Consider the following 20,052-nt stretch of genomic DNA (forward strand, 5'->3'; position numbering starts at 1 on the left):
TAGCCGGGTGCTACGGTGCGTCCTGCCGGATGCCCCGAATTTGTTGTTCCTGACGGGCTTCGCGCTCGGCAATTCGTCGCCGGGCGGCGATTGCGTCAGCAACCTTCCTGATCCGATCAGCGTCTTGACGGGCGGCTTCTAAGGACCGCGCCGCAAGGGTAGTGTCTGGATACGCCGGGCTAGCGGTGGCGGTAACTTCGTAAAGCTCGGCCTCAATGACCGTGCGTTTAGGCATTTCGCCCCCTTCATCCCACTCCTGTTTGATCGCGCGGAAGGCAAACGACATCCCGCTAACATCGCCTCGACCGACCAGCGTCCATAGATCGTTGCCGTCGCTGGTATCTGGCACGTCGATCTCGACCTTCAGTCCGTGGCTGTCCTCGGACAGGCGCAGGGTTTTCGAACGCGTGCGGCCGAGCACGCGGCCGGTATCGTGGTCGTACAGCGCTAGAATATCGCCGCGAAGCGCCTTGGTAAAAGCGCCTGGCGCAATGCGCTCGACAAAGTAGTCGCCGATCGTGGTGTCGCTATTCCAGACGACCGCGTACCCTACCAGCGTACGCTTACCGTCCGCTTCGCGAACCTCAACGCCAAGGCCACTCCGTTTTTCTATTTCGGTCATGCCGCCTCGGCCTCGCCATTTTGGTCAGACTGGTTGTTATCGTTGGCCGGAGCGCCGACCTTGTTCTGCTGTCCGTACGTCGCGGTCCCAAGTGGCGCGGTAGCGCCTTGCAGGAACAACTCGTCGCCGTGCGGCATGGAAGGTCGGTTCTCGAGCGCGCGCGCCTCGTTCGGCGTCATGAGGGCGTTTTGAACGGCCTTAGCCAAACCTTCCATGCGTGATGCAAAGTCGCCACGGAGTAGCCCGTCGAGTACATGCGACACGTACCGATTGCCCGACGAGCGGCCGAAGAACTTGAGATTGATCTCGTCTTCGAGCGCCTTGGCCCATTGTCCAATGAGGTGTTGCACGAGCATAAGATTCTGCTGCTCGGTATTCGCCATGGTCCCATGGGTGAGATCCTGCAGAAACACTGTCGGCAATTGGTACGTGCGTGCGATCTCTTCGACCTGGAACCTTCGCGCTTCAACCATCTGGCCTTTAGCGGGGTCGATGCCAACCGGCGTAAGCTTGTAGCCTGCAGGGATGGGGAATACCGGCTCATTGGCATTCTTAGCGGCGTCCACAGACCGCTTAATATCGGCTTGCGCACGCTTAATAGCTTCTGCTCCGGCCGGTAGCGGCCCTTCCAAAGCCAAAGGCGGTACGCCGCCGCCCGCAAAGAAGTTGCTGCCGTAGTCATTCATCGCAATTGCGAGCTGAATGGCCTTCGACGCTTGGGCAATCGGACCATAATGCCGAAGGCCGCAGCTACGTCTCATAAATGGAACATCGATAACGTCAGCCGCGTCGTAGGCTTTGCCAGCGTATTCGTACGTTACCTTGACGCCAACGCGTTTGATCGTCGTTTTTGCCGGATCCATTGGCCACAACGAATCGATGCCCTGAGGCGTCCGCTCGATGTAGGCTAGGCCGCGACCCCCGGTGAAAACCTGCTGCCAAAACCACTGCCAAAAAGCGAACGAGCCGATTTCATCGTTCGGAGCGGCATTGACGACCGTTTCCAGCCGACCGCCGACGCGCTTGGCGCCGTCCTTGGTGTCGCGATAAGCATGCCGCGGGAGTGCCGCGAGGGTCCTTGAGAGAAACGCCACGGCAGCCCAGACGGCCGGCACCCCAAGCGCCCGGTCGATGGTCACATGCGGCAAGTTTGCCGACTGAACGCCGAAGAACGCCAAGAAGTTCTCAGCGCTCACCGGGATGGTGGGGTTTTCGATGCTTGCCCGCGATTCCAGCACGTCGTTGGCGTTTCTTGCCGATTTGCGGCGGATGTCGAGACCTAAAATGTTCATGCTTCCGCCAGTTCAGGCCGCTGAGGCCAACGAAAAATCAGGGTCGTCCCACGGGGACACCGGCGCCTTGGCTGCGGGCTTGTCAGCTGCGGCTCCGCACGCCATTGCGATAGCCACGGCAGAATCGATACGAACCGAGGCGCGAGTCTTCACGAACCATCTGTTGCCGTGTGGGTCGGGCGGATGATTGAACGTCGCCCCCATAAGGGCCGTCATCAAAACGGGGCTTTTCCTCAGCCTAATGCGGCCATCGATAATGAGATTTTCCACCTCGGTGACGGAGCCAGGCATCCACAGCCCTAACGGCGGCTTTTCGCCTGCTGCCTTGGCAGCTTCGATCTTCTCTTCAGATGGTCGAGCCCTTACCTTGCCACCTTGTGGATGGGGTAACTGCTCTGCATCGACGCCGAAAACGGCTAGCTCGTCTTTGAACGCCGCATAGGCATAGTTGTCGTATGCGATGGACTGTATGTCGTAGAGGCGGTCCAGTTCTGCGATGCGTGCTGCAACGATGTCGAGCCGAATCCGTGGTCCTTCAGGCGCGTTCAGGTATCCATCGCGCACCCAAATATCGTATGGCTGCTTATCAGCCATTACGCGCGCAGCAAGGGTATCTCCTGGCGTCCACGCCTCAATCCAAGCATCGTATGTGGGCAGGCTAACTGCCACGCCGTCGTCTCGCGTGATTTCCCTAAATCCTGTGGGCTGCACACATGCAACGACGGTCATGTCCTTGGTCCCGGATAAATCAATTCCGAGAAAGATCGGCCCGCCTTCGGGCAATGGCCAATCCGACATCACGCCGTCAACCGTCGCGCGTGCCATCCATGCCTTATCGGCGTCCGTCCACACACAAAAGTGCAGGCGGAGAACGTTGTTCAGTTTGCCGGGGACAGCACGGGCTTCGGCGACCACACCAGCAAGGTACTCTTCTGTCAGGATCGTGCCGAGAAGCGGGTTCGCCTTAATCCAGCACGACGGATCCGTCATGGGATCATCGTGCTTATCGAGCGAGCACACGTAAGCAAAAACGCTATCGCTACCTTCCCAGGTTTCACCGATAAATGTGAAGTCTTCGTCAGGCGTCTGCGTACCAGCTAACACCTTGACGGCGCGGTCTCGCTCTTCCCAGCAGACGCTATTCCGGTCCGAACCGCTGTTAGTAATCATCAAAAGCAGCGGGTTCTGCCGAAACTTAAATCCGCGTTGCAGCATTTCCATGATGCTACGGTCGGGATGCTCGTGCACCTCATCGCAGAGAGCGAAGTGCGGACGAGGGCCTGAGCCGGTCTTGCCTGCCTCTTTTGAAATTGGGCGGAAAAACGAACCCGACTTGTGGTGGGCAATGTTGAATTCTTTACCGAGACCGCCGCTGAATTTTACACGTTCTTTTAGTGCTGGCGCTTGCCTGACCATTTTGCAGGCATCCTGAAACAGGATCTGCGCCTGGTCTTTTTTAGCCGCGGCTGCGTAAATCTGCGCTCCAGACTCCTTGTCGGCGGTGAGACCGTACAGGCCGACACCGCCGGCAAATGGCGATTTTCCGTTACCCTTGCCTTCCTCGATGTAGACCGTTCGGAATCGGCGAGTGCCGTCCGCCTTCTTCCACCCAAAGATCGAGCCGAGTTTGAACGCTTGAGATGGATGCAGCAGGAACGGCTTGCCGTCGAATTGACCTTCCGACAGCTTCAGCCTCTCTTCGAAGAAACGGAATACCCGATTGGCCGCTTCGTCATCCCACGAAAGACCGCGTTCAAAGCCTACCTCAAGATCGGCGAAGTGACGACGGCATGCGTTGCGCACATGCGGGCCAGCAACAATCGCGCCATTAAGAACATCTTGCGCGTAGGCGCTAACACGCTCAAGCGCCACCTCAGTCGAGGAGGTCGTCTTTTTCGCCCTCGTCATCCGGCACCGTTATTTTGCTGGCATCGGCTGGCGAAGCGCCCATCTGCCCGAGGCACTGCCGAAGCAGATTCATTGCCTGAACACCGACATCCTGGCCCGCCATGATCCTCCCCTGAATGTTCGCGGCCATGCCGACAAGCATTCGATGAGATTGCGTCAGCCAAGGAATCTCCCGCTGAAATAGCAGCCAGGCCGACGCGGCCTTGCTCGTGTCGGTATCGGTCAACCACTTAGGCGGAGCACCTAGTGGGCCGCCGGCTTTCGGCTCACTACGCTGCTTGAACCGTTTCGGGTTCTTCTTGTCGCTAGCCTCAACCGCCGCTTTTGCGAGAGGCGTTCTTGGCCTGGCCATGGCACTATCCTCGGGTCATATTCTCAATTGTGGATGCACGCAGAAAGCGGGGCCACCGGTCTATGGGTCGCGGCCCGGGGAGGTCGTTGGATACCCCCCCGCCGTCAGATCGGCCAGCCGTCCGCCGAGAACCTGACCACCTGCTGCCCGTTGTCTTCGCGCTGCCCGCGACTCGCGTGGCACGGCTTGCATGTACTGATGAATGGGCCAGACCAGAACTTTGTGACGTCGCCTCTATGCCCGCCGTCCGCGTGGTGCACCTCGGTCGCTGGCTCAACGAGCTCGCGCTCGATACACCATTCGCACAGCGGGTCTTGCGAAAGCTTGGCCAATCGCAACTGGCGCCATCGCGCGGTTGAGTAGAGGCGGCGATATTCGGTTGCCTCTACACTTCGCATACCTTGCCTGGCCGTGCCTACGCCCATCCTATACTCGGCGTCGATGTTCATGGCTTTGTGATCGTCATAGAAGGCGCGTTTCGATAGATGCGCATTCACATCCCGATCAGCAACGGCGAACAGTACTCGCCATGGTGCGGGTCGCGCTCTGCCAGCCTAAGTCGAAGATGTGGGCCGGGTACTGGCAGCGGTCACGATAGAAGTTGCGGTGTCCCGTCTACCGAAAGCATATCGCGTAGTACGCGTCTCGTCAGCAGTCCGCGAACCGATAGTCGAGCGCCCGTTCGAAAACGAGGATCGGCCTTCAAATTGGCAAAGCTTTCTGGTTCAATATAGCAAGTTACTAGCCGTCCACGACTTGACAGCAAAACGAACGAATTTCGCCGCGCGTTCACAATCTCCACGCGGCCAACTTCGATGATTGGGTTCTTTTCTGCGGTTTTGAAAGCGCGGTGGAGCCGCGCTCCAACCTCCTCGCGCACCAAGAGAGAAGCGGTTTTGCCGCTTGCGTAGCTGGAGAACTCAGCATCCTCGATAATCCCTTCGCCCGTTGGGATTACGTTTTGGATCTGATCCAAAACAGAAAAGCGCTCAATTGCTAGGCTTCCGCTGATTTCGCCCTTTTCCGCCTCATCAACGATTTCGTCCATAGCATCGAAAAAAGCAGACCTTTGAGCCACAAACTCCCCTTGGATATTCGAGACCTGCGGTTTGACTGTGCTGTCTGCGCTTTTCTTGATGGCGCGCTGCAAATTGATTGTCGGCTCCTTGATTGACAATATCAGGCTGCCGAATTCGGGTTGAGCAACCGTAAAGTCAAATGTTGAACTCCGGCTACCCGATAAATAAATCGGGCTTAATATCTTTCTGGCAGCATCATGGGACTCATCAATGATCCGTTTGAGGATGCTAAACCGCATAGAGCGATGGTCAATCTGCTCTCCCTGGAAACCCATCCCAAAAAAAGCAAACGCCTGCGCCATGCTATTGGGCAGCGGCGGAAACCCAACTCTGATTGCGACGTTTCTATCAGGCAGGTAACTGGCGGGGAGATCGTCCCGCGAACATAACCAGCACTCGCGTATAGCTAGATACCCATCTGTATCCACAATCCAGCACTGTTCATGCAGAAAGGCACCACGAACTGAGATATTGCCGTTCAAGACAGCTTCAATGATCCCATCGGACGTGTAAGTTGCAAGGTAACGCTCAAAATCGTCGTCATCATCAACTTTTACGAAAAGGACATCAACAAATCCCATTCTGGAGACAAATATTTGTGGCCCGTCGAATTCATAAAGAACAACGGCTGGCGTTATTATATTGCCCGAAAGTGTCTTGTCGGACGGCAAAGTAGGTTTCCACATCTGCCTAAACCTCATTTTCCTCGGGTGGGAGCCAGACAGAAAACTTTTTAGACACGTCTAGACCGGACGCCTTCCAGAACGTACAGTGTGCGCTCTGATTTCCAGTAGGAGTGGAAAGTATTTCTCCATCTGAGGCGGCAAGTGTTCCACGAACAATGAAGTATTTTTTAAAGACTGGGACTACAGATCGCCCGACTCTGGCGGCATCTTCTGTCGGCCATACTGAGCATCCCCAATCATCACACTTACAGGGATCGCTGCCCTTCTTCTTTCTCTCCACGTCAGATAAAAAGTGATCGCCACGTATGGGCAGCTTTCTGACACTTCGAAAAATTTCGCAATTTGCTGGAACTGCGCCCGTCGGCGGACAATTTTTAGGAAAACCAACGTTGTATTTATAAGCCACCCGGAGTCCATCGCATGTAAGGTTCCACCGAGCCGCTCATATCATGTAGCTGCGGCCTCCCGCAATCGCGCCTACCTACTTGGCTGGACTTATAATCTCCACACCTGAAAACCAGCCTAAAAAAGCACCGCTCTACCTGCTGAGCTATGCCGGCATTGAATTGGCTATCCACCTTGGGACCGCTCAAGCGGCGCTGGCCAGACCTTCGCCAAACTGAATTTGAAGGCGGCGGGGAGGCTCCGTGCGATGCACACTAAGATTGCCTCAACCCGCCGCAGTAGCGCCCAACCGCAGCGAGAAAGGTGGCGCGCGGAAGGGCGATTGTTTCCCGCCGCTAATCTCTCGCGGCGGGTCGATCGCCACGAGAAATGGGCGCATCGAAAACGAAAACGGGCGGCGTTTCCGCCACCCGCAAAACTTGATCCTGAATCATAATAGCAAATCAGATGCGCATGGTGCGCACGAGCTATTTGGGTCGAACGGTCTGCGTGAATAGCGGCTTTGGCAAGGGAAGTGCGTAGATCGCCTCGGAGGTGTTATTGGGTACGCACCCATAGTCCATCGCAGCGTCGGAACACCGATTGCGCATTGCTCTGGCTGCCTCTTGGCGTTCGGCTTCTGCATCAATCTTCGACACGCTGCCCCGCAACATCAATTCTAGATCGGTAATGCGCTTACCCAGCCTAGCCGTTTCGGTATCCATCAATTGCTGGACTTCGCGCCTACCCTCGGCCATACCCTCTTCGCGCGCCATTCGTTCAAGATCGTGCAAGGCGCCCCGTATTCTGCCCTGCCTGCCCTTGCTGTCAGATATCGCGCACTCAATCACACGAGTGAACCACAGCGACAGTGACTCCCCGTCCTTTGGTCGAATGTGTAAATAATCATAGGAATCCCTCATGGCCGCAAAATCCCGTACCGTTGCGCCAGAAGCCGCAAGCCTCCGTTGAGACGCTCGCCAGCGGCCGCGATTGCCTTGCCGCGATCTTTAAACCTCGTGACCTCAGCGCCAATCAGGCCGAGTGACTTGCCGTCGATAACCACACCGTCAACCACGGCACCGTAGCGTGCGCCGAGCAACGTGCGTGCCGTCCGGTATCGTGCGCGCGCGCCAGCCATCAGTTCTGGCATCCCTTCTGACGAGCCGTAGTCGACCTGCGTGTGGCTGTAATCGATCGCCCCGAGCGGATTAAGACCAGCCAGATGGTGGTCTTGCGCGTACCGTAGCCCTGCCGCGTGGAGCAAATCGTTTGTTTCAGGGTCATCATCCAATTGCCTGGCCGTATGCATGCGCTGGAAATTGTCGGACGTTCTGAAAACGCCTCCCTTTGCTCCCGCGGCATCGACTGCAGGCTGGTTGTCGTTCGCGGCTACGAAGATTGGCGTGACGTCGGCGCTCGTACCCCATAGGTGGCGAGCAACGTCGGCCAGGCCTTGGGCTACTCGATGCGGGTTGTCGAGGTCGATGAGGGTCTCGTCGACCACAAGCGCTTGCACGGTCGCCTTACGCCGTGGCTCATATCGGACGGCGGCCATGCAAGCATCCAGTGCTGGCCGAATTGTGTGACGTTGCACCTCGACCTGGCGCCATTTGCGATCGGCCGTGCGTGCGCTGTAACGGACAGATGGACTGGTAAGTTTGGAGCGTGCGATGGACGCTAGCTTGATGACATGCTCGCCAGCATCGCGTTCGTCCTCACCGACATGTCCGTTGGCGAACAACCAGCCGAGGATTGCCGGCGCCGCCATTGAGGTGGTTTTCGCCTCCTGCAGTTCGGCGATGTTGTCGTTTGCGGCCTCGTAAGGGTCATGCGAGAGCGTGTTGCTGAACTGGTCGGTGCGGATTGCCTGATGCATAGGAATTCCTGAATGGGGAAGTGTCGGGGTGGGGTTTGCTAAGCGAGAAGGTCGCGGTAGATCGCCTGTAAGTCTACGACGAGGCTCCCATTGATACATTTCGTCCTATCCGCTGTGGTCTCTTATGGGGGTGACGGATTTCTGTAAAAAACTGTAGGTTCACTGAAACAATGGATAAAAGGATAAAAGGTATATATGTATATATAACACACTGATATATATAGATATTTACCAGTGACTTTCATCCATCCAGAGGGGCTTACGTCAAGGCCGAAAGTCCGCTCCCTTGAGTTTCGTCCATGGACGAAACTACCGACCGGACCAAACAAGTCTTCGACGAGGTCGGCCGCCTGTCGTGCTCGATTCCTCACGAACAGAGTCGTTCTCTTTGAGGTCTTTTAAGATCTCATCTCGTTGCCTAGCATCGATCGCCTTGAGCCGATCGGCCAGTCGGCCGACTGCGATGCCTTGCGGACCAGCCGCCTTGATGACCCCAGCAATCCGCTTGAAGTTCGCCTCACGCTGGTTATCGGCCAACCGCTCATTGACTTCAGCCAGCATGCCGGCGGCGCATGTCCATGCAACCGAAGCCGCCCATTCCAAGGCAGCCTCGTTGATTACCGGCGCGTCAGGATCCTTGCCAACCGCCACAATGAGCGCGAGCTTGCAGGCGTTCTCCACAATACGCCGCATGAACGGGCGGGCCTCAGGCCTTACATGCTGTTCTTTGTCATCGATTGTTTCTTTAATCGAGCGGAACAACGCCGTCGCGTCTTCGGTCCAAGGGACAATGGTCGGCTTCACCTCGTGGGCGCCGGGCTGTGTGGCAACTTCCTTTCGGCGCATCCGCGTCCTGGCAACATCGATGCCGGCCACCTGCGCCATGCGTTCCATCAACAGGAACGGCACATCGCGAACGTCCTTCGACGGCACGACTGGCTTTGGCTTCTCGCCTGAGACGTTGAACAGGATAAGGCGAGGCAACAGACCGTCTTCAGCGCTGGCTGAAGACAATGCATTCCAAAACTGTTCCGGCGTCGAGGTGCCGTGGATGCACAGGTTCGGGTTATAGATGCGCTTTGGCGGTGAGCCACGGTAGGCGGCGCCTTCAAAGAAGGTCGAGCTAGCGCTGTAGTAGTCGCGCAAATCCGTCGATATTGCGCGCTGGTGGCCGCCCGCCTTACGGTCGGTGATGTCGCGAACAAAGCCGCCGAACTCGTCGATCTGGCAGTTCACGGATTGATGTGCTTCCAGCACCTCGCGCAACGCCGACGCCGACATAATACGCGCCGGCCCAGAGTAGCTTTGAAACACACCCTGATCGGCCATCAGCAACCGCTTGATCTGTGACCGCGCATGCTCTTTGCCAAAGCCAGATTCGGCAAGCGATACCGTATAGATGTTCGGCCTGGTATCGCGAGCGCCAGTCGAGAACCGCGGACCAATCAATGCGGCGACGAACGGTAGAACGGCGGCCAATGCAAGCGCCCTGCTCGGTTGTTCGGCCGATGAGACGATCCAATCAACGAGGTCTTCGACCAAGCCGCCAGGATGGGTCAGCGCCTCGAGATCGTTGACGGCCTCTAGCGTGTATTCGATTGGCTCAACGTCGTGATGAATGACGTCAGTGACGTCGGTTTGATTGGCTTCCTCCGCGTCCGCGGCAGCTCGCTCATCAATGCCGGCTATGAAACCTGCGGTGTCACCAGATTCGCCTTGCCATTGCGTCCTGTGCCGACGCGCTATCTCACTCAGGTCGGCGCCACCATGCCTGGCCAATTCAGCAAGTGAGCCAAGCCCGACGCCACCGGTTGAAGAGAAGCCCTTCCATTTCTTGGCGACGTCGCCCTTCTTGTATTTCTTGCCCCTAGCGCTCCAGTCGTCAGCGATAGCCATCCCTTCCGCGCCTAGTGCGGAGTGAACGGCCATGAGCACGTTTACCCAATCCGGGTAGGTGCAGTCCGGGCTTACGTACGTCAGGAGTTCTAGGATCTCTGCCGCGCCGGCCGCGTCGAGCGATGGTGTCGCCGATGTGTAATGGCTCGGTTCGTGCTTTGGCTTCAGTAGGAGATCCAGCAGCCATTCTGGCGCATCCGTAATCGACTCGTCGTTTAGCCACTTGTATGAACGCCCGTCCGACATGACACTGCCAGGGGCGATGAAGTATCCCCCTTCGCCTCTCGTCTCGCAGCCCGACGAAACAACCGCGTTGCGGATGCCGTCAACATGCTTGAACAGATAGTGGATTCCGCCACTTGCGGTCTCCGCCATGCGCGTCTGTATCTCGCCGTGTTTCTCCTCCATAGCGGCAAGCCATGGGCGGCCATCTTCGTGCTTGGGTGGGACATCGATGTCCAGCACCCAAAAGCCACTACGCTCGCCTGTGGGAATGCCGATCAGGGCATCCGGGCACTGGCTGCCAAACCGCCCTTCAATAACGTGTGGAGCGAGTGTGGCATCCTTAAAGCCCTTCGGGGTAAGTGGAGATTTGGGCTGCAGCACCTCTCCGGTATCTTGGTTGTGGCCCTCAATAGGTCGACAAGGAAAGACTGGCCAGCCCTGCTTCGCGTAGCCCAAGGCAAGCGAAAGTGGCGTGGCGGGCTCAGGCTCCGGTAGTGCGTTCATTCAGCGACTCCAATTCCTTAGCGGCAAGATCGGCGATGATGTCTCGGAAGGCGGGAGCGAAGTCGGCTGATCGCTGCCCGTGCTTGTCTTCCGGAGGGTAAGCATGCATGCCACCGGAAGGTGTTTTGACCAGGCGCAGGTTGTTCATCGTAACTGAAGGCCCGAGCACCAGGTCAAAAGTCGCAATGCGCTGAAATCCCTTTGGCGACGGAGCTTCGCCATCTGGCCGGATTGAACGTACGCGAGGTTCAAGCAGCACGGGCAGCCCTCCGCGCGTAAGCCTCTATGCCAGTTTTGAAGTACGCGGCTATATCGGCTTCCGCCTGCTCTTCGGCGGTGCATTCTGCGGCGTAAGCCATCGAAGCGACATATCGTGCGCGGTCGCACTCTATGCACTCAGCGGCGTGTTCGAGAGTAGCAAAATCCCCCTCACGATTACCACCTTCCTTGACCGCAAAATACCGTCCGATCAAATCATCAAAGTCGGTTCTGGAGTATCTGGTCGATCCGATGAAATTCTGAAATCGCTTGGAAATTGACCCCGCCGAACCTTTGCGAGCAACGAATTCGAGATAGAATGTCCCCTTAGGACTTTTCACCGGAGCGCACAGGAACCGGCAACTAACACAGTCATCCGGTAGGTCGACTGTTTCATAAGACAGAATTCGGCAGGCTTTGAAATCAAAGGTCGGTTTAAATTCGGGCAAAACGAACTCCTTGCGCACGGAATTATGCGCGGCGGCTCGGGTTCAAGTTCTAGGGTTTGTGTGAGGTATATAGGCTCCAGATGGGAAACAGACACTATATGTAGAATCTGACGCTGTGTTTTTCCACGCCTAGAGGCTCTCGCGTTGCTGAGATGATTCGTCTGTGGGGTTGCGGCGCCGGTTCGTCCGGACGTCTTTTGTGGTTTCAACTATCGACGTTTTTGCTGCACGTTATGCTGCGGCGATAGTTGAAACTTCTGCTAAAGAGAAACATCAATCGCCCGGCCTGTCACGCCGGAGGTCGCGGGTTCGAGCCCCGTCACTCGCGCCATTTCCCCTCAAGGACGATGATCCTTGGCTCCGGGGAAATGCCGACAAAATTGTCAAAGACCTCTCCAGGAACAGCGTCCGAAAACCTTCTTCGGCCCGGTTCTTCTCGGCTCCAAAATCGCCCTTGCATGAGCGATGCCTTGGAATCCACGACGCGATTCCTGTGGGTCGCCAAGCAACGGACGAAGAGGCCCTGCGGACAGCGGACGACTTGGTCGTTGCGAATCTGCTTGCGCAATCGCCCACAAAACGCTCGATTCATGCCGCAGGCAGCCACATTGCAGTATGCTGCCGGAATGGCATGGAGGACGTAATGTCAATTGCACCGAACATTTCCACGCGCACGATATTCACGCTGATTTGCCTGGGTGGCGCGACGACGGCCGCATCCGTCCTTTTTCCCGCCGCCGCGTCGGCCGACCGGCTGCAGCGATGCGCTCGCGAGGGTGAGATCTGCCGCCTGCCCTATCCCGCCGAGGTCGTCTACGGCGCCAGGGGCCGCACGACCTCGCGTTACATCGAGCGCAACGCGGTACCCTGTTCGAACCGCGTTTTCGGCGATCCCGCGCCGGGCAAGGAAAAGTTCTGCTTCATCGTGAAGCGCGACCGTGACGAGTCGAACGACGACTACGATCAGCCACGCCGCGAGAAGTGGGCGGTCTGCGCCGAGGAAGGCGAATTCTGCGATTTCTATGGCCGCAAGGTGGTCAGGTATGGCGCCCGCGGCCGGTTCACGCAGGACGTGTTCCGCAATGGCGTCCAATGCGACAACGATGCATTCGGCGATCCCGCTCCCGACCAGGGAAAGCGCTGCTACGTCATGCAGTAGCTTCTCAACGCCCACTGACCCGGAGGCCAGAACGGTCTGGGCTCCGGGACCCCGCGAACCCTGAGCAGCCTCAGCGCTTGGCCAGCAACGCCTCGACCTCCTGCGATGTCGGCATAGATGGTGCCGTGCCTGGACGGGTCACCGAAATGCCGGCCACGGCGCAGGCGAAGCGCACCGCCTCCAGCGGCTCCACGCCGCGCGAAAGTGCTGCGGCCAGGCCGCCGTTGAAGGCGTCCCCCGCGCCGGTGGTTTCGACGACAGGGCCGGCACTGATGGCGGAAACATGCTCGGAGCGATCCTTCGTGTGCAGGAGCGCGCCCTTTTCGCCCAGCGTGACGATGACCGTGCCGACGCCTTTTTCGAGCAGCTTGCCGGCGGCGGCGCGGGCCTCGTCGACCGAAGAAACTTTCAGCCCGGTCAACTCCTCCGTCTCTGTCTCGTTCGGTGTAAGATAGTCGCAGAGCGTGTAGATGCGGTCGGGTTGCTTTGCCGCCGGTGCCGGGTTGAGGATGGTCGTCACCCCGGCCCCGCGCGCGATCTCCAACGCCCGCAGCGCGGCATCGATCGGCTGTTCGAGCTGCGTCACGAAAACACCGGCACCCCTGATAAGGTCGGCATTGGCTTCGATGTCCTCGGGCGTGATCAGCATGGCAGCGCCGGGGCTGACGATGATGGCATTGTTGCCGCTCCCCTCCTCGACGAAGATGTAGGCGGCACCGGTGTAGCTGTCCGGCGTGTCGATGGCAGCACTCTTCACGCCGGCATCCTTCCAGGTCCGCTTGGCCATGTCGGCGAAGGCATCGACACCGAGGCGGGTCAGGAACGCGACGTCGGCCCCCAGCTTGCCAGCGGCCACGGCCTGGTTCGACCCCTTGCCGCCCGGCCCCAGCTTGAAGGAATTGCCAAGGATCGTTTCGCCCATGCGCGGCTGGCGCTGGGCCCTGTAGGCCGTGTCGGCGACAAACACACCGAGGATGACGACCGGCTTGCCCGAGGCCATGCCGCTACTCCGCATCCGGCGGCACGACGCCCTTGCGGAAGGCAAAGCAGCCGTAGAAGCGGCGTTCGCCGGTCTGGATGACGCAATAGGCCTGCTTGGCGCGCTCGTAGAAGGCGTAACGCTCGACCGGCACCATCGGCCAGGACTTGCCCTCCGCGGCGTCGATCTCTTTCTGCACTTCCTTCTGCACGGCTGGGATCTCGTCCGGCTTTCCGACGATCTCCATTCGGGCGGCTGAATCATCGACGAAGGTGTCCAGCGGGTAGAGCGACAGCACCGCCTTGACCACTCGCGCCGCCGGCGCATCGATGCGGAGCACCCGACCGAGTGCCGTCTGGCGCGCCACCGAATCGGACGGGAAGTTGGTGTCGGCGATGATCAGGTCGTCGCCATGCCCCATCGCCCGCAATGCCTGGAGCACGTCGGCATTGAGCAACGGATCGATCCCTTTGAGCATGATGGTCCTCGTGGAGTGCGTTTGAGATCAGAGACGCTTGCCGGTCTCGGCATCGAACAGATGGATATGGTCGAGCCTTGGCCGGAGCTTCAGCGTATCGCCGGGCTTGAAGTCATGGCGCTCGCGAAACAGCGCCACCATCTCGCCGTCGCCGAAGCGGAGGAACACCAGGGTTTCCGAGCCGGTCGGCTCGACCACGGAAATCTTCGCCGGCACGCCTTCGGGATGGATTTCGAGATGTTCGGGGCGCACACCATAGACGACGGAGCGCCCTTCCTCGACGGTGTTGTTCGGAGCGACCGGGAATAGCGTTCCGGCAATCTCGACGCCGCCCTTGCGCCCGGTACCCTTGAGCAGGTTCATCGACGGCGAGCCGATGAAGCCGGCAACGAAAAGGTTCGCCGGCCGGTCGAAAAGCTCCAGCGGCGCGCCGACCTGTTCGATGCGGCCATCGCGCATGACGACGATCTTATCGGCCATCGTCATGGCTTCGATCTGATCGTGGGTGACATAGATGGTGGTGGTCTTCAGCCGCTGGTGCAGTTCCTTGATCTCGGTGCGCATCTGGACGCGCAGCTTGGCGTCGAGATTCGAAAGCGGCTCGTCGAACAGGAATACCTGCGGATTGCGCACGATGGCGCGCCCCATGGCGACGCGCTGACGCTGGCCGCCGGAAAGCTGGCGCGGGTAGCGCTTCAGATAGGGGCTGAGGTCAAGGATGTCGGCGGCGCGCTTGACCCGCTCGGCAACCACGGCCGGATCGGTCTTGCGCAGCTTGAGGGCGAAGGCCATGTTCTGCTCGACCGTCTTGTGCGGGTAGAGCGCATAGTTCTGGAACACCATGGCGATGTCGCGTTTTGCGGGCGGCAGGTGATTGACGACACGGTCACCGATGGCGATCGTGCCGCCGGAGACGGTCTCCAGCCCCGCCACCATCCTGAGCAGCGTGGACTTTCCGCAACCGGATGGGCCGACAAGCACGACGAACTGGCCATCGGTAATGTCGACGCTGACTTCGTGCAGAACCTTGACGGTTCCAAACGCCTTGGCCACATTGCTGATCGCGACTTGAGCCATCGTTCCCTCATCGGCTCCACTGGCCGCAGGCGCAGAAGCTAACCAACGCGACCGGTCAGGGCAAGTCGGTCTCTTATAGATAAAAACCCGTCCTCGTTGACACGGCGTTTGGTTGTGAGAATAGTGACGAGCGCCAATCCGAACGCCGGTACTCTACCCGAAAAAACGGAACGCGAAGCGACGCAGGCCGGGGTCCTGATTTCGCTTCTAAAAGGCCAGCGCCCGGCACGATTGGCACTTTCGATTCACGACTAACGTTCTGGGAGGAAATAGTCCATGCGAGTAGGTCTTTACGACAAACTGGTACGTGCCGGCGCCACAAGGCGCGACATATTGAAGGGCGCGGCCTCGATGGCCGCGATCGCCGCCGCATCCGGCGCCGGACTTGGCGCGCTGACGCGCCCGGCTTCCGCCGCAAGCGAACTGCGCTCGAAAATCCTGCAGATCCCCGGGGTTGGCAAAGGCCAGCCGACAGACGCCGACTTCCAGAAGGTCGGCGAGCTTTGCCTGGAGGCCACCAAGGCCAATGTCAAGGAAGGCGAGTTCGCCGGCGTCGAGCTCACCTTCATGGGCCTCAACAACCAGAACCTGCACAATGTGCTGTTCCGTGGTTTCCTGAAGCCATGGGAGACCTATACCGGCGCCAAGATCAGCTGGATCGACCTGGCGCAGGCCGACTACAACGCCCGCCTGCAGCAGTCGATCGCCACCGGCACCGTCGACTTCGACATTATCGAGATGGGCGCGCCGTTCGAGGGCGACGTCTGCGGCAAAGGCCTGACTTCGGAGATGCCCGACTGGGTCAAGAAGCAGATCGACTTCGACGATCTCGTCAACTACCTCAAGCCGCCCGTCGGCACCTGGGATGGCAAGCAGTACCGGGTCACCATCGACGGCGACGCGCACAATTTCAACTACCGCACCGACGTGTTTGCCGATGCCGACCTCGCCAAGCAGTGGAAGGATGGCGGGGCGACGAGCGAATGGGGCGTGCCTAAGACCTGGCAAGAGGTTCAGGCCGTGACCAAGTTTCTGAAGGGCAAGAAGTTCAAGGGCCAGGATGTCTACGGCTACCTCGACGCGCCCAAGCCCTGGGGCGGGTTCGGCTTCTACTTCCTGGGCAGCCGTGCCACCGCCTACGCCAAGCATCCCGACGACAAGGCCTGGCTGTTCGACGCCGACACGATGAAGCCACGCGTCAACAATCCGGCTTGGGTACGCGCCATCCAGGACGTCATCGACGCCCTGCCGTCGGAGCCGGCCGACCAGATCAATGCCGACCCGAACACCACCGCCTTCCAGCAGTTCCTGGCCGGCACCGGCTCGATGATCCCCTGGTGGGGCGACGTCGGCTCGAACGTCAAGACCAATGACAGCTCGGTCATCGGCGATGTCACCGGCTTCTCGATCCTGCCGGGCTCCGACGATGTCTACAACTCCAAGACCGGCAAGTGGGAGAAGCTCGCCAGCGGCCCGAACTATTCGCCCAACTGCGCCTATCTCGGCTGGGGCGTCTATGTCATGGCCCGCGTCGATAGCGACGAAAAGAAGAAGAAGGCGGCATGGTCGGCTGCCGCCCATCTCGGCGGCAAGGACCTGTCGATCTGGACGGCGATGTATCCGTCGGGCTTCCAGCCCTACCGCAATTCGCACTTCGACATTCCGGAGTGGGTGGCGGCCGGCTACGACGAGGCGTTCATCACCTCATACCTGAAGTCGGAAGGCGACAGCTACAACCATCCCAACGCGGCGATCGAGCCGCGCATCCCCGGCATCTTCCAGTATTACAGCGCCGCCGAGGATATCCTGGCCAACACCTTCGCCGGCAAGATGAAGGCGCAGGAAGGCGCCGATGCCATCGCAGCCGCCTGGGAGAAGCTGACCGACCAGATTGGCCGCGACAAGCAGATCAAGCTCTACAAGGCCTCGCTCGGCATGTAGGCTGCCCTGTGAACCGTGGTCCGGCGGCAACGCCGGGCCACAGCCTTCCCTTCCAAACGGGCGAGATTTGTGGCTGACCAGACTTCGACCGCGACCCGGTGGCCGGCAGACGCCGCCCCCTATGATCTGATCCCGCCGGCCCGCAGGCGTCTGGGCTGGGCGCTGATGGCGATTGCCACGCTCGGCCTGCTGGCGACGATCGTGGTGCAGATCCTCTACAAGACCGAGGTCGATACGATCGGCTTCGAGACATGGCGGCCCGTGGTCTACGCCTATGTGCTGTGGGGTGTGGCGATCGGCATCGGCCAGGTTCTTACACGCGGCGAGGACGGCCAGCGCGCGCTGTTCCTGCTGCCGGCGCTGTTGTTCACCATTGCGATGGTGATCTTCCCGACCCTGTTCGGCTTCTACATCGCGCTTACCGATTGGAACCTCTCCTCCTTCAGCGGCCGCAGGTTCAACGGGCTCGACAATTTCTGGCAGATGCTCGCCGACCCCTACTACCGCAACGCCCTGTTCAACATGGTGCTCTATGTGCTGGCGGTGCTGGTCGAATATGTCATCGCCTTTGGCCTAGCACTGCTCCTCAACGCGCAGATCCGGGCTCGAAAGTTCTTCCGGGTGGTGTTCCTGATGCCGCTCATGCTGTCGCCGGTCGCGGTCTCGTGGATGATCGGCAAGTCGCTGATGGAATACCGCTTTGGACCGGCAGCCACGCTGGCGCGCCATCTCGGCTGGGAAGACCCGGCCTTCTTCTCGAATCCGATCACCGCCCGCATCTCGATCATGCTGCTGGACGCCTGGACCTTCATTCCGTTCATGATGATCATGCTGCTGGCGGGCCTGCAGGCGATGTCGCGCGAGGTGCTGGAGGCGGCACGGGTCGACGGCGCCACGGCCTGGCAAACCTTCTGGCAGGTCACTTTCCCGCTGATGCTGCCGGTGTCGGTGACGGCGGTGATCCTGCGCATCATCTTCAAGCTGAAGCTTGCCGACATCATCATTACGGTCACCTCGGGCGGTCCGGGCGGCGCCACCGATTCGGTCTCGAGCTTCATCTACCGCGAGTACCGCGACCGCTCGAATGTCGGCTATGGCACCATGCTGGCGATGGCCTATCTCGTCATCATCGTGGTGTTCGTGACCTGGCTGTTGAAGTTCGCCGGCCGTTTCGTGCGCAATGTGAATTAGGTAGAGATGAGCGTTCAGACCACCGACTACGTCGCATCCGAAATCCGCTCGCCGGCGAGCTTCCTCGCCAGCCGCGTCTTCATCTATGGCGCGCTCGCCTGCTGGGGCTTCATCTGCCTGTTTCCGATCTATTGGACCATCACCACATCGTTCAAGACGGCGGTGGATGTCACCCAGGGCCACCTGATCCCGTTCGTCGACTTCCAGCCGGATTGGAAAGGCTGGCGATCGCTTGGCCTGTCGCCGGACTCGATCTTCCAGACATCGACCGTGCGCGACGAGTTCCTCAAGCGCTTCATGAATTCGGTCATCACCTCGGTTGGCGCGTCGAGCCTGGCGATCATCATCGGCAGCCTCGCCGCCTATGGCCTGACCCGCTACCGCTACCATTTCGCCTGGTTCAAGAACGAGGACATCTCCTTCTTCTTCCTGTCGCAGCTCATCCTGCCGCCGGTGGTGCTGGCCCTGCCCTTCCTGGTGCTCTACCGCGAAGTCGGATTGCTCGACACCCGCGTCGGGCTGATCCTGCTCTACACGCTGATGGTGCTGCCGATCGTCATCTGGATCATGCGCGACCAGTTCAATTCCATCCCCGTCGAACTCGAGGAAGCAGCCCTCGTCGACGGCCTGTCGATCTGGGGCGCCTTTTTCCGTATTGTCATGCCGATCGCGCTGCCGGGCATGGTGGCCGCCTTCATCCTGGCGATGGTGCTGTGCTGGAACGAGTACTTCTTCGCCGCCCTTTTGACCTCGACGGACGCCAAGACTATTCCCGTCATGGTCGCCAGCCAGACGGGCTCGCAAGGCATCAACTGGTGGTCGATGGCGGCGCTTGCCACGGCCGCGATCGCGCCGCTTGCCGTCATCGGCATCGCCCTGGAGCGCTACCTGATCATGGGCATGACCGCTGGCGCGGTGAAGTGACCGGCGCCCTTTTTTCTCCGCGCTAGGCCTTCAGGATCGCGCGCAGATGATCCATGATCATGGCGACGCCCTTCTGTCCAAGTGCTGCCGAGGCTTCCGCCGCAGTCGCCGTATACCAGCTTTTGTTGTCCGCGAAATGCGCGGCGTCCACCGCTTCCGGGCATAGCGCCAGCATCAGCGATGTCTCGCCGATGCCGGCGTGGTCGAACGGATATTTGCCGTTCACGGCGGCCGGCATCAGCGGGTGCACCTGCACCCAGTTGAAGAAGTTTTCGCCCTCGGCATGTCCGGCATAATAGTCGGCCATCGTCTCTGAACCCCACCAGCCCTCGCCACGCTGCTTCTCGAGGAAGCGGAAGATCGCCTGTCTGCCTGCGGTCTTGAAGGCGAGATCCGTCGGCATGCCGGCGGCGAAATTCTCGGTCTGGTGATGAATGATAGCGTGGATGTTGCGAAACCCAATGCGCAGCAGGCTGTAGAACAGCGCCTCGCCGAATGGCGCCAGTTGATTGCCGCCGACCTGGACGGAGCCGCTGCCTTCCGGCGGTGCCACCGCGTAACTCGCCGCGCCATAGTAGAAGGGCGGCAGGATGACGACATCGCTCTCTTTTTCGAACAGCTCCAGCGTCTTGACGACTGCCAGCGTATCCATGCCGACGGCCATGTGCTCGCCATGGTATTCCAGCACGCCGAGCGGCAGCGCGACCGGCCAATTCTGGGCGATTGCCTTTCGGATCTGGTGCGGCAGCATCAATTCATAGCGCATGAT

At 59.5% G+C, this 20,052-nt stretch carries 18 protein-coding genes; 4 read left to right on the forward strand and 14 right to left on the reverse strand.

All coding sequences use genetic code 11. The features are described from left to right. Positions 1-10: 10 nt before the first annotated feature. From FJ543_RS06175 to FJ543_RS06225, 10 genes are all read right to left on the reverse strand, one after another. Positions 11-622: an HK97 family phage prohead protease gene (locus FJ543_RS06175; protein ID WP_140874213.1), complete on the reverse strand. Its 612-nt coding sequence runs from the start codon at positions 620-622 to the stop codon at positions 11-13. Then, complete coding sequence (locus FJ543_RS06180) at positions 619-1,914, reverse strand: phage portal protein (protein ID WP_140874214.1); 1,296 nt, start codon at positions 1,912-1,914, stop codon at positions 619-621. The genes FJ543_RS06175 and FJ543_RS06180 overlap by 4 nt, the downstream gene beginning before the upstream one ends. 12 nt (positions 1,915-1,926) lie before the next feature. Continuing rightward, a complete protein-coding gene (locus FJ543_RS06185) occupies positions 1,927-3,822 on the reverse strand; it encodes a terminase large subunit (protein WP_140874216.1) in 1,896 nt (631 codons plus the stop codon). Continuing rightward, positions 3,788-4,174 (reverse strand): hypothetical protein, encoded by a 387-nt coding sequence (locus FJ543_RS06190; RefSeq protein ID WP_140874218.1) that lies wholly within the window; start codon positions 4,172-4,174, stop codon positions 3,788-3,790. Before FJ543_RS06190 ends, FJ543_RS06185 begins: the two co-directional genes overlap by 35 nt. Before the next feature lie 589 nt (positions 4,175-4,763). Continuing rightward, positions 4,764-5,924, reverse strand: a complete 1,161-nt coding sequence (locus FJ543_RS06200) for a hypothetical protein (RefSeq protein WP_140874220.1) — start codon at positions 5,922-5,924, stop codon at positions 4,764-4,766. Positions 5,925-6,811: 887 nt separating this feature from the next. Next, positions 6,812-7,246 carry a hypothetical protein gene (locus FJ543_RS06205; protein ID WP_140874222.1) on the reverse strand — a complete coding sequence of 145 codons (435 nt, stop codon included), beginning with the start codon at positions 7,244-7,246 and terminating at the stop codon, positions 6,812-6,814. Next, entirely contained in the window at positions 7,243-8,202 is a 960-nt protein-coding gene (locus FJ543_RS06210) for a hypothetical protein (RefSeq protein ID WP_140874224.1), read from the reverse strand. The genes FJ543_RS06205 and FJ543_RS06210 overlap by 4 nt, the downstream gene beginning before the upstream one ends. A gap of 309 nt (positions 8,203-8,511) precedes the next feature. Further along, positions 8,512-10,827: a bifunctional DNA primase/polymerase gene (locus tag FJ543_RS06215; RefSeq protein WP_140874226.1), complete on the reverse strand. Its 2,316-nt coding sequence runs from the start codon at positions 10,825-10,827 to the stop codon at positions 8,512-8,514. Next, positions 10,805-11,086, reverse strand: coding sequence for a hypothetical protein (locus FJ543_RS06220; protein WP_140874228.1), 282 nt, complete (start codon positions 11,084-11,086; stop codon positions 10,805-10,807). Before FJ543_RS06220 ends, FJ543_RS06215 begins: the two co-directional genes overlap by 23 nt. Then, the gene (locus tag FJ543_RS06225) at positions 11,076-11,552 is read right to left on the reverse strand and encodes a hypothetical protein (RefSeq protein ID WP_181173917.1); all 477 of its coding nucleotides are present in this window, start codon (positions 11,550-11,552) and stop codon (positions 11,076-11,078) included. Before FJ543_RS06225 ends, FJ543_RS06220 begins: the two co-directional genes overlap by 11 nt. 625 nt (positions 11,553-12,177) lie before the next feature. Between FJ543_RS06225 and FJ543_RS06235 the strand changes: the two genes are divergently transcribed. Next, the gene (locus FJ543_RS06235; protein WP_015318186.1) at positions 12,178-12,693 is read left to right on the forward strand and encodes a hypothetical protein; all 516 of its coding nucleotides are present in this window, start codon (positions 12,178-12,180) and stop codon (positions 12,691-12,693) included. 70 nt (positions 12,694-12,763) lie between these two features. Here FJ543_RS06235 and rbsK read toward each other — a convergent pair whose 3' ends face one another. Genes rbsK through ugpC form a run of 3 tightly spaced genes read right to left on the reverse strand, consistent with a single transcriptional unit; the run spans position 12,764 to position 15,227 of the window. Next, positions 12,764-13,693, reverse strand: a complete 930-nt coding sequence (gene rbsK, locus FJ543_RS06240) for a ribokinase (protein ID WP_140874232.1) — start codon at positions 13,691-13,693, stop codon at positions 12,764-12,766. 4 nt (positions 13,694-13,697) lie between these two features. Then, a complete protein-coding gene (locus tag FJ543_RS06245) occupies positions 13,698-14,150 on the reverse strand; it encodes an RbsD/FucU family protein (RefSeq protein ID WP_015318188.1) in 453 nt (150 codons plus the stop codon). Positions 14,151-14,177: 27 nt separating this feature from the next. Further along, positions 14,178-15,227, reverse strand: coding sequence for a sn-glycerol-3-phosphate ABC transporter ATP-binding protein UgpC (ugpC, locus tag FJ543_RS06250; RefSeq protein ID WP_140874234.1), 1,050 nt, complete (start codon positions 15,225-15,227; stop codon positions 14,178-14,180). A gap of 276 nt (positions 15,228-15,503) precedes the next feature. Between ugpC and FJ543_RS06255 the strand changes: the two genes are divergently transcribed. The 3 genes from FJ543_RS06255 to FJ543_RS06265 all read left to right on the forward strand — a co-directional run bounded on the left by FJ543_RS06255 (position 15,504) and on the right by FJ543_RS06265 (position 19,283). Further along, positions 15,504-17,168, forward strand: a complete 1,665-nt coding sequence (locus tag FJ543_RS06255; RefSeq protein WP_140874236.1) for a sugar ABC transporter substrate-binding protein — start codon at positions 15,504-15,506, stop codon at positions 17,166-17,168. A 69-nt stretch (positions 17,169-17,237) separates the two neighbouring features. After that, the gene (locus FJ543_RS06260) at positions 17,238-18,359 is read left to right on the forward strand and encodes a sugar ABC transporter permease (protein ID WP_140874238.1); all 1,122 of its coding nucleotides are present in this window, start codon (positions 17,238-17,240) and stop codon (positions 18,357-18,359) included. 6 nt (positions 18,360-18,365) lie between these two features. After that, positions 18,366-19,283, forward strand: coding sequence for a carbohydrate ABC transporter permease (locus tag FJ543_RS06265; RefSeq protein ID WP_023773222.1), 918 nt, complete (start codon positions 18,366-18,368; stop codon positions 19,281-19,283). 22 nt (positions 19,284-19,305) lie between these two features. Here FJ543_RS06265 and FJ543_RS06270 read toward each other — a convergent pair whose 3' ends face one another. Beyond that, a complete protein-coding gene (locus FJ543_RS06270; protein WP_140874240.1) occupies positions 19,306-20,049 on the reverse strand; it encodes a creatininase family protein in 744 nt (247 codons plus the stop codon). Positions 20,050-20,052: the final 3 nt, after the last annotated feature.

This window comes from Mesorhizobium sp. B2-5-7 (assembly GCF_006440875.1).
GTDB classification, from domain to species: domain Bacteria; phylum Pseudomonadota; class Alphaproteobacteria; order Rhizobiales; family Rhizobiaceae; genus Mesorhizobium; species Mesorhizobium australicum.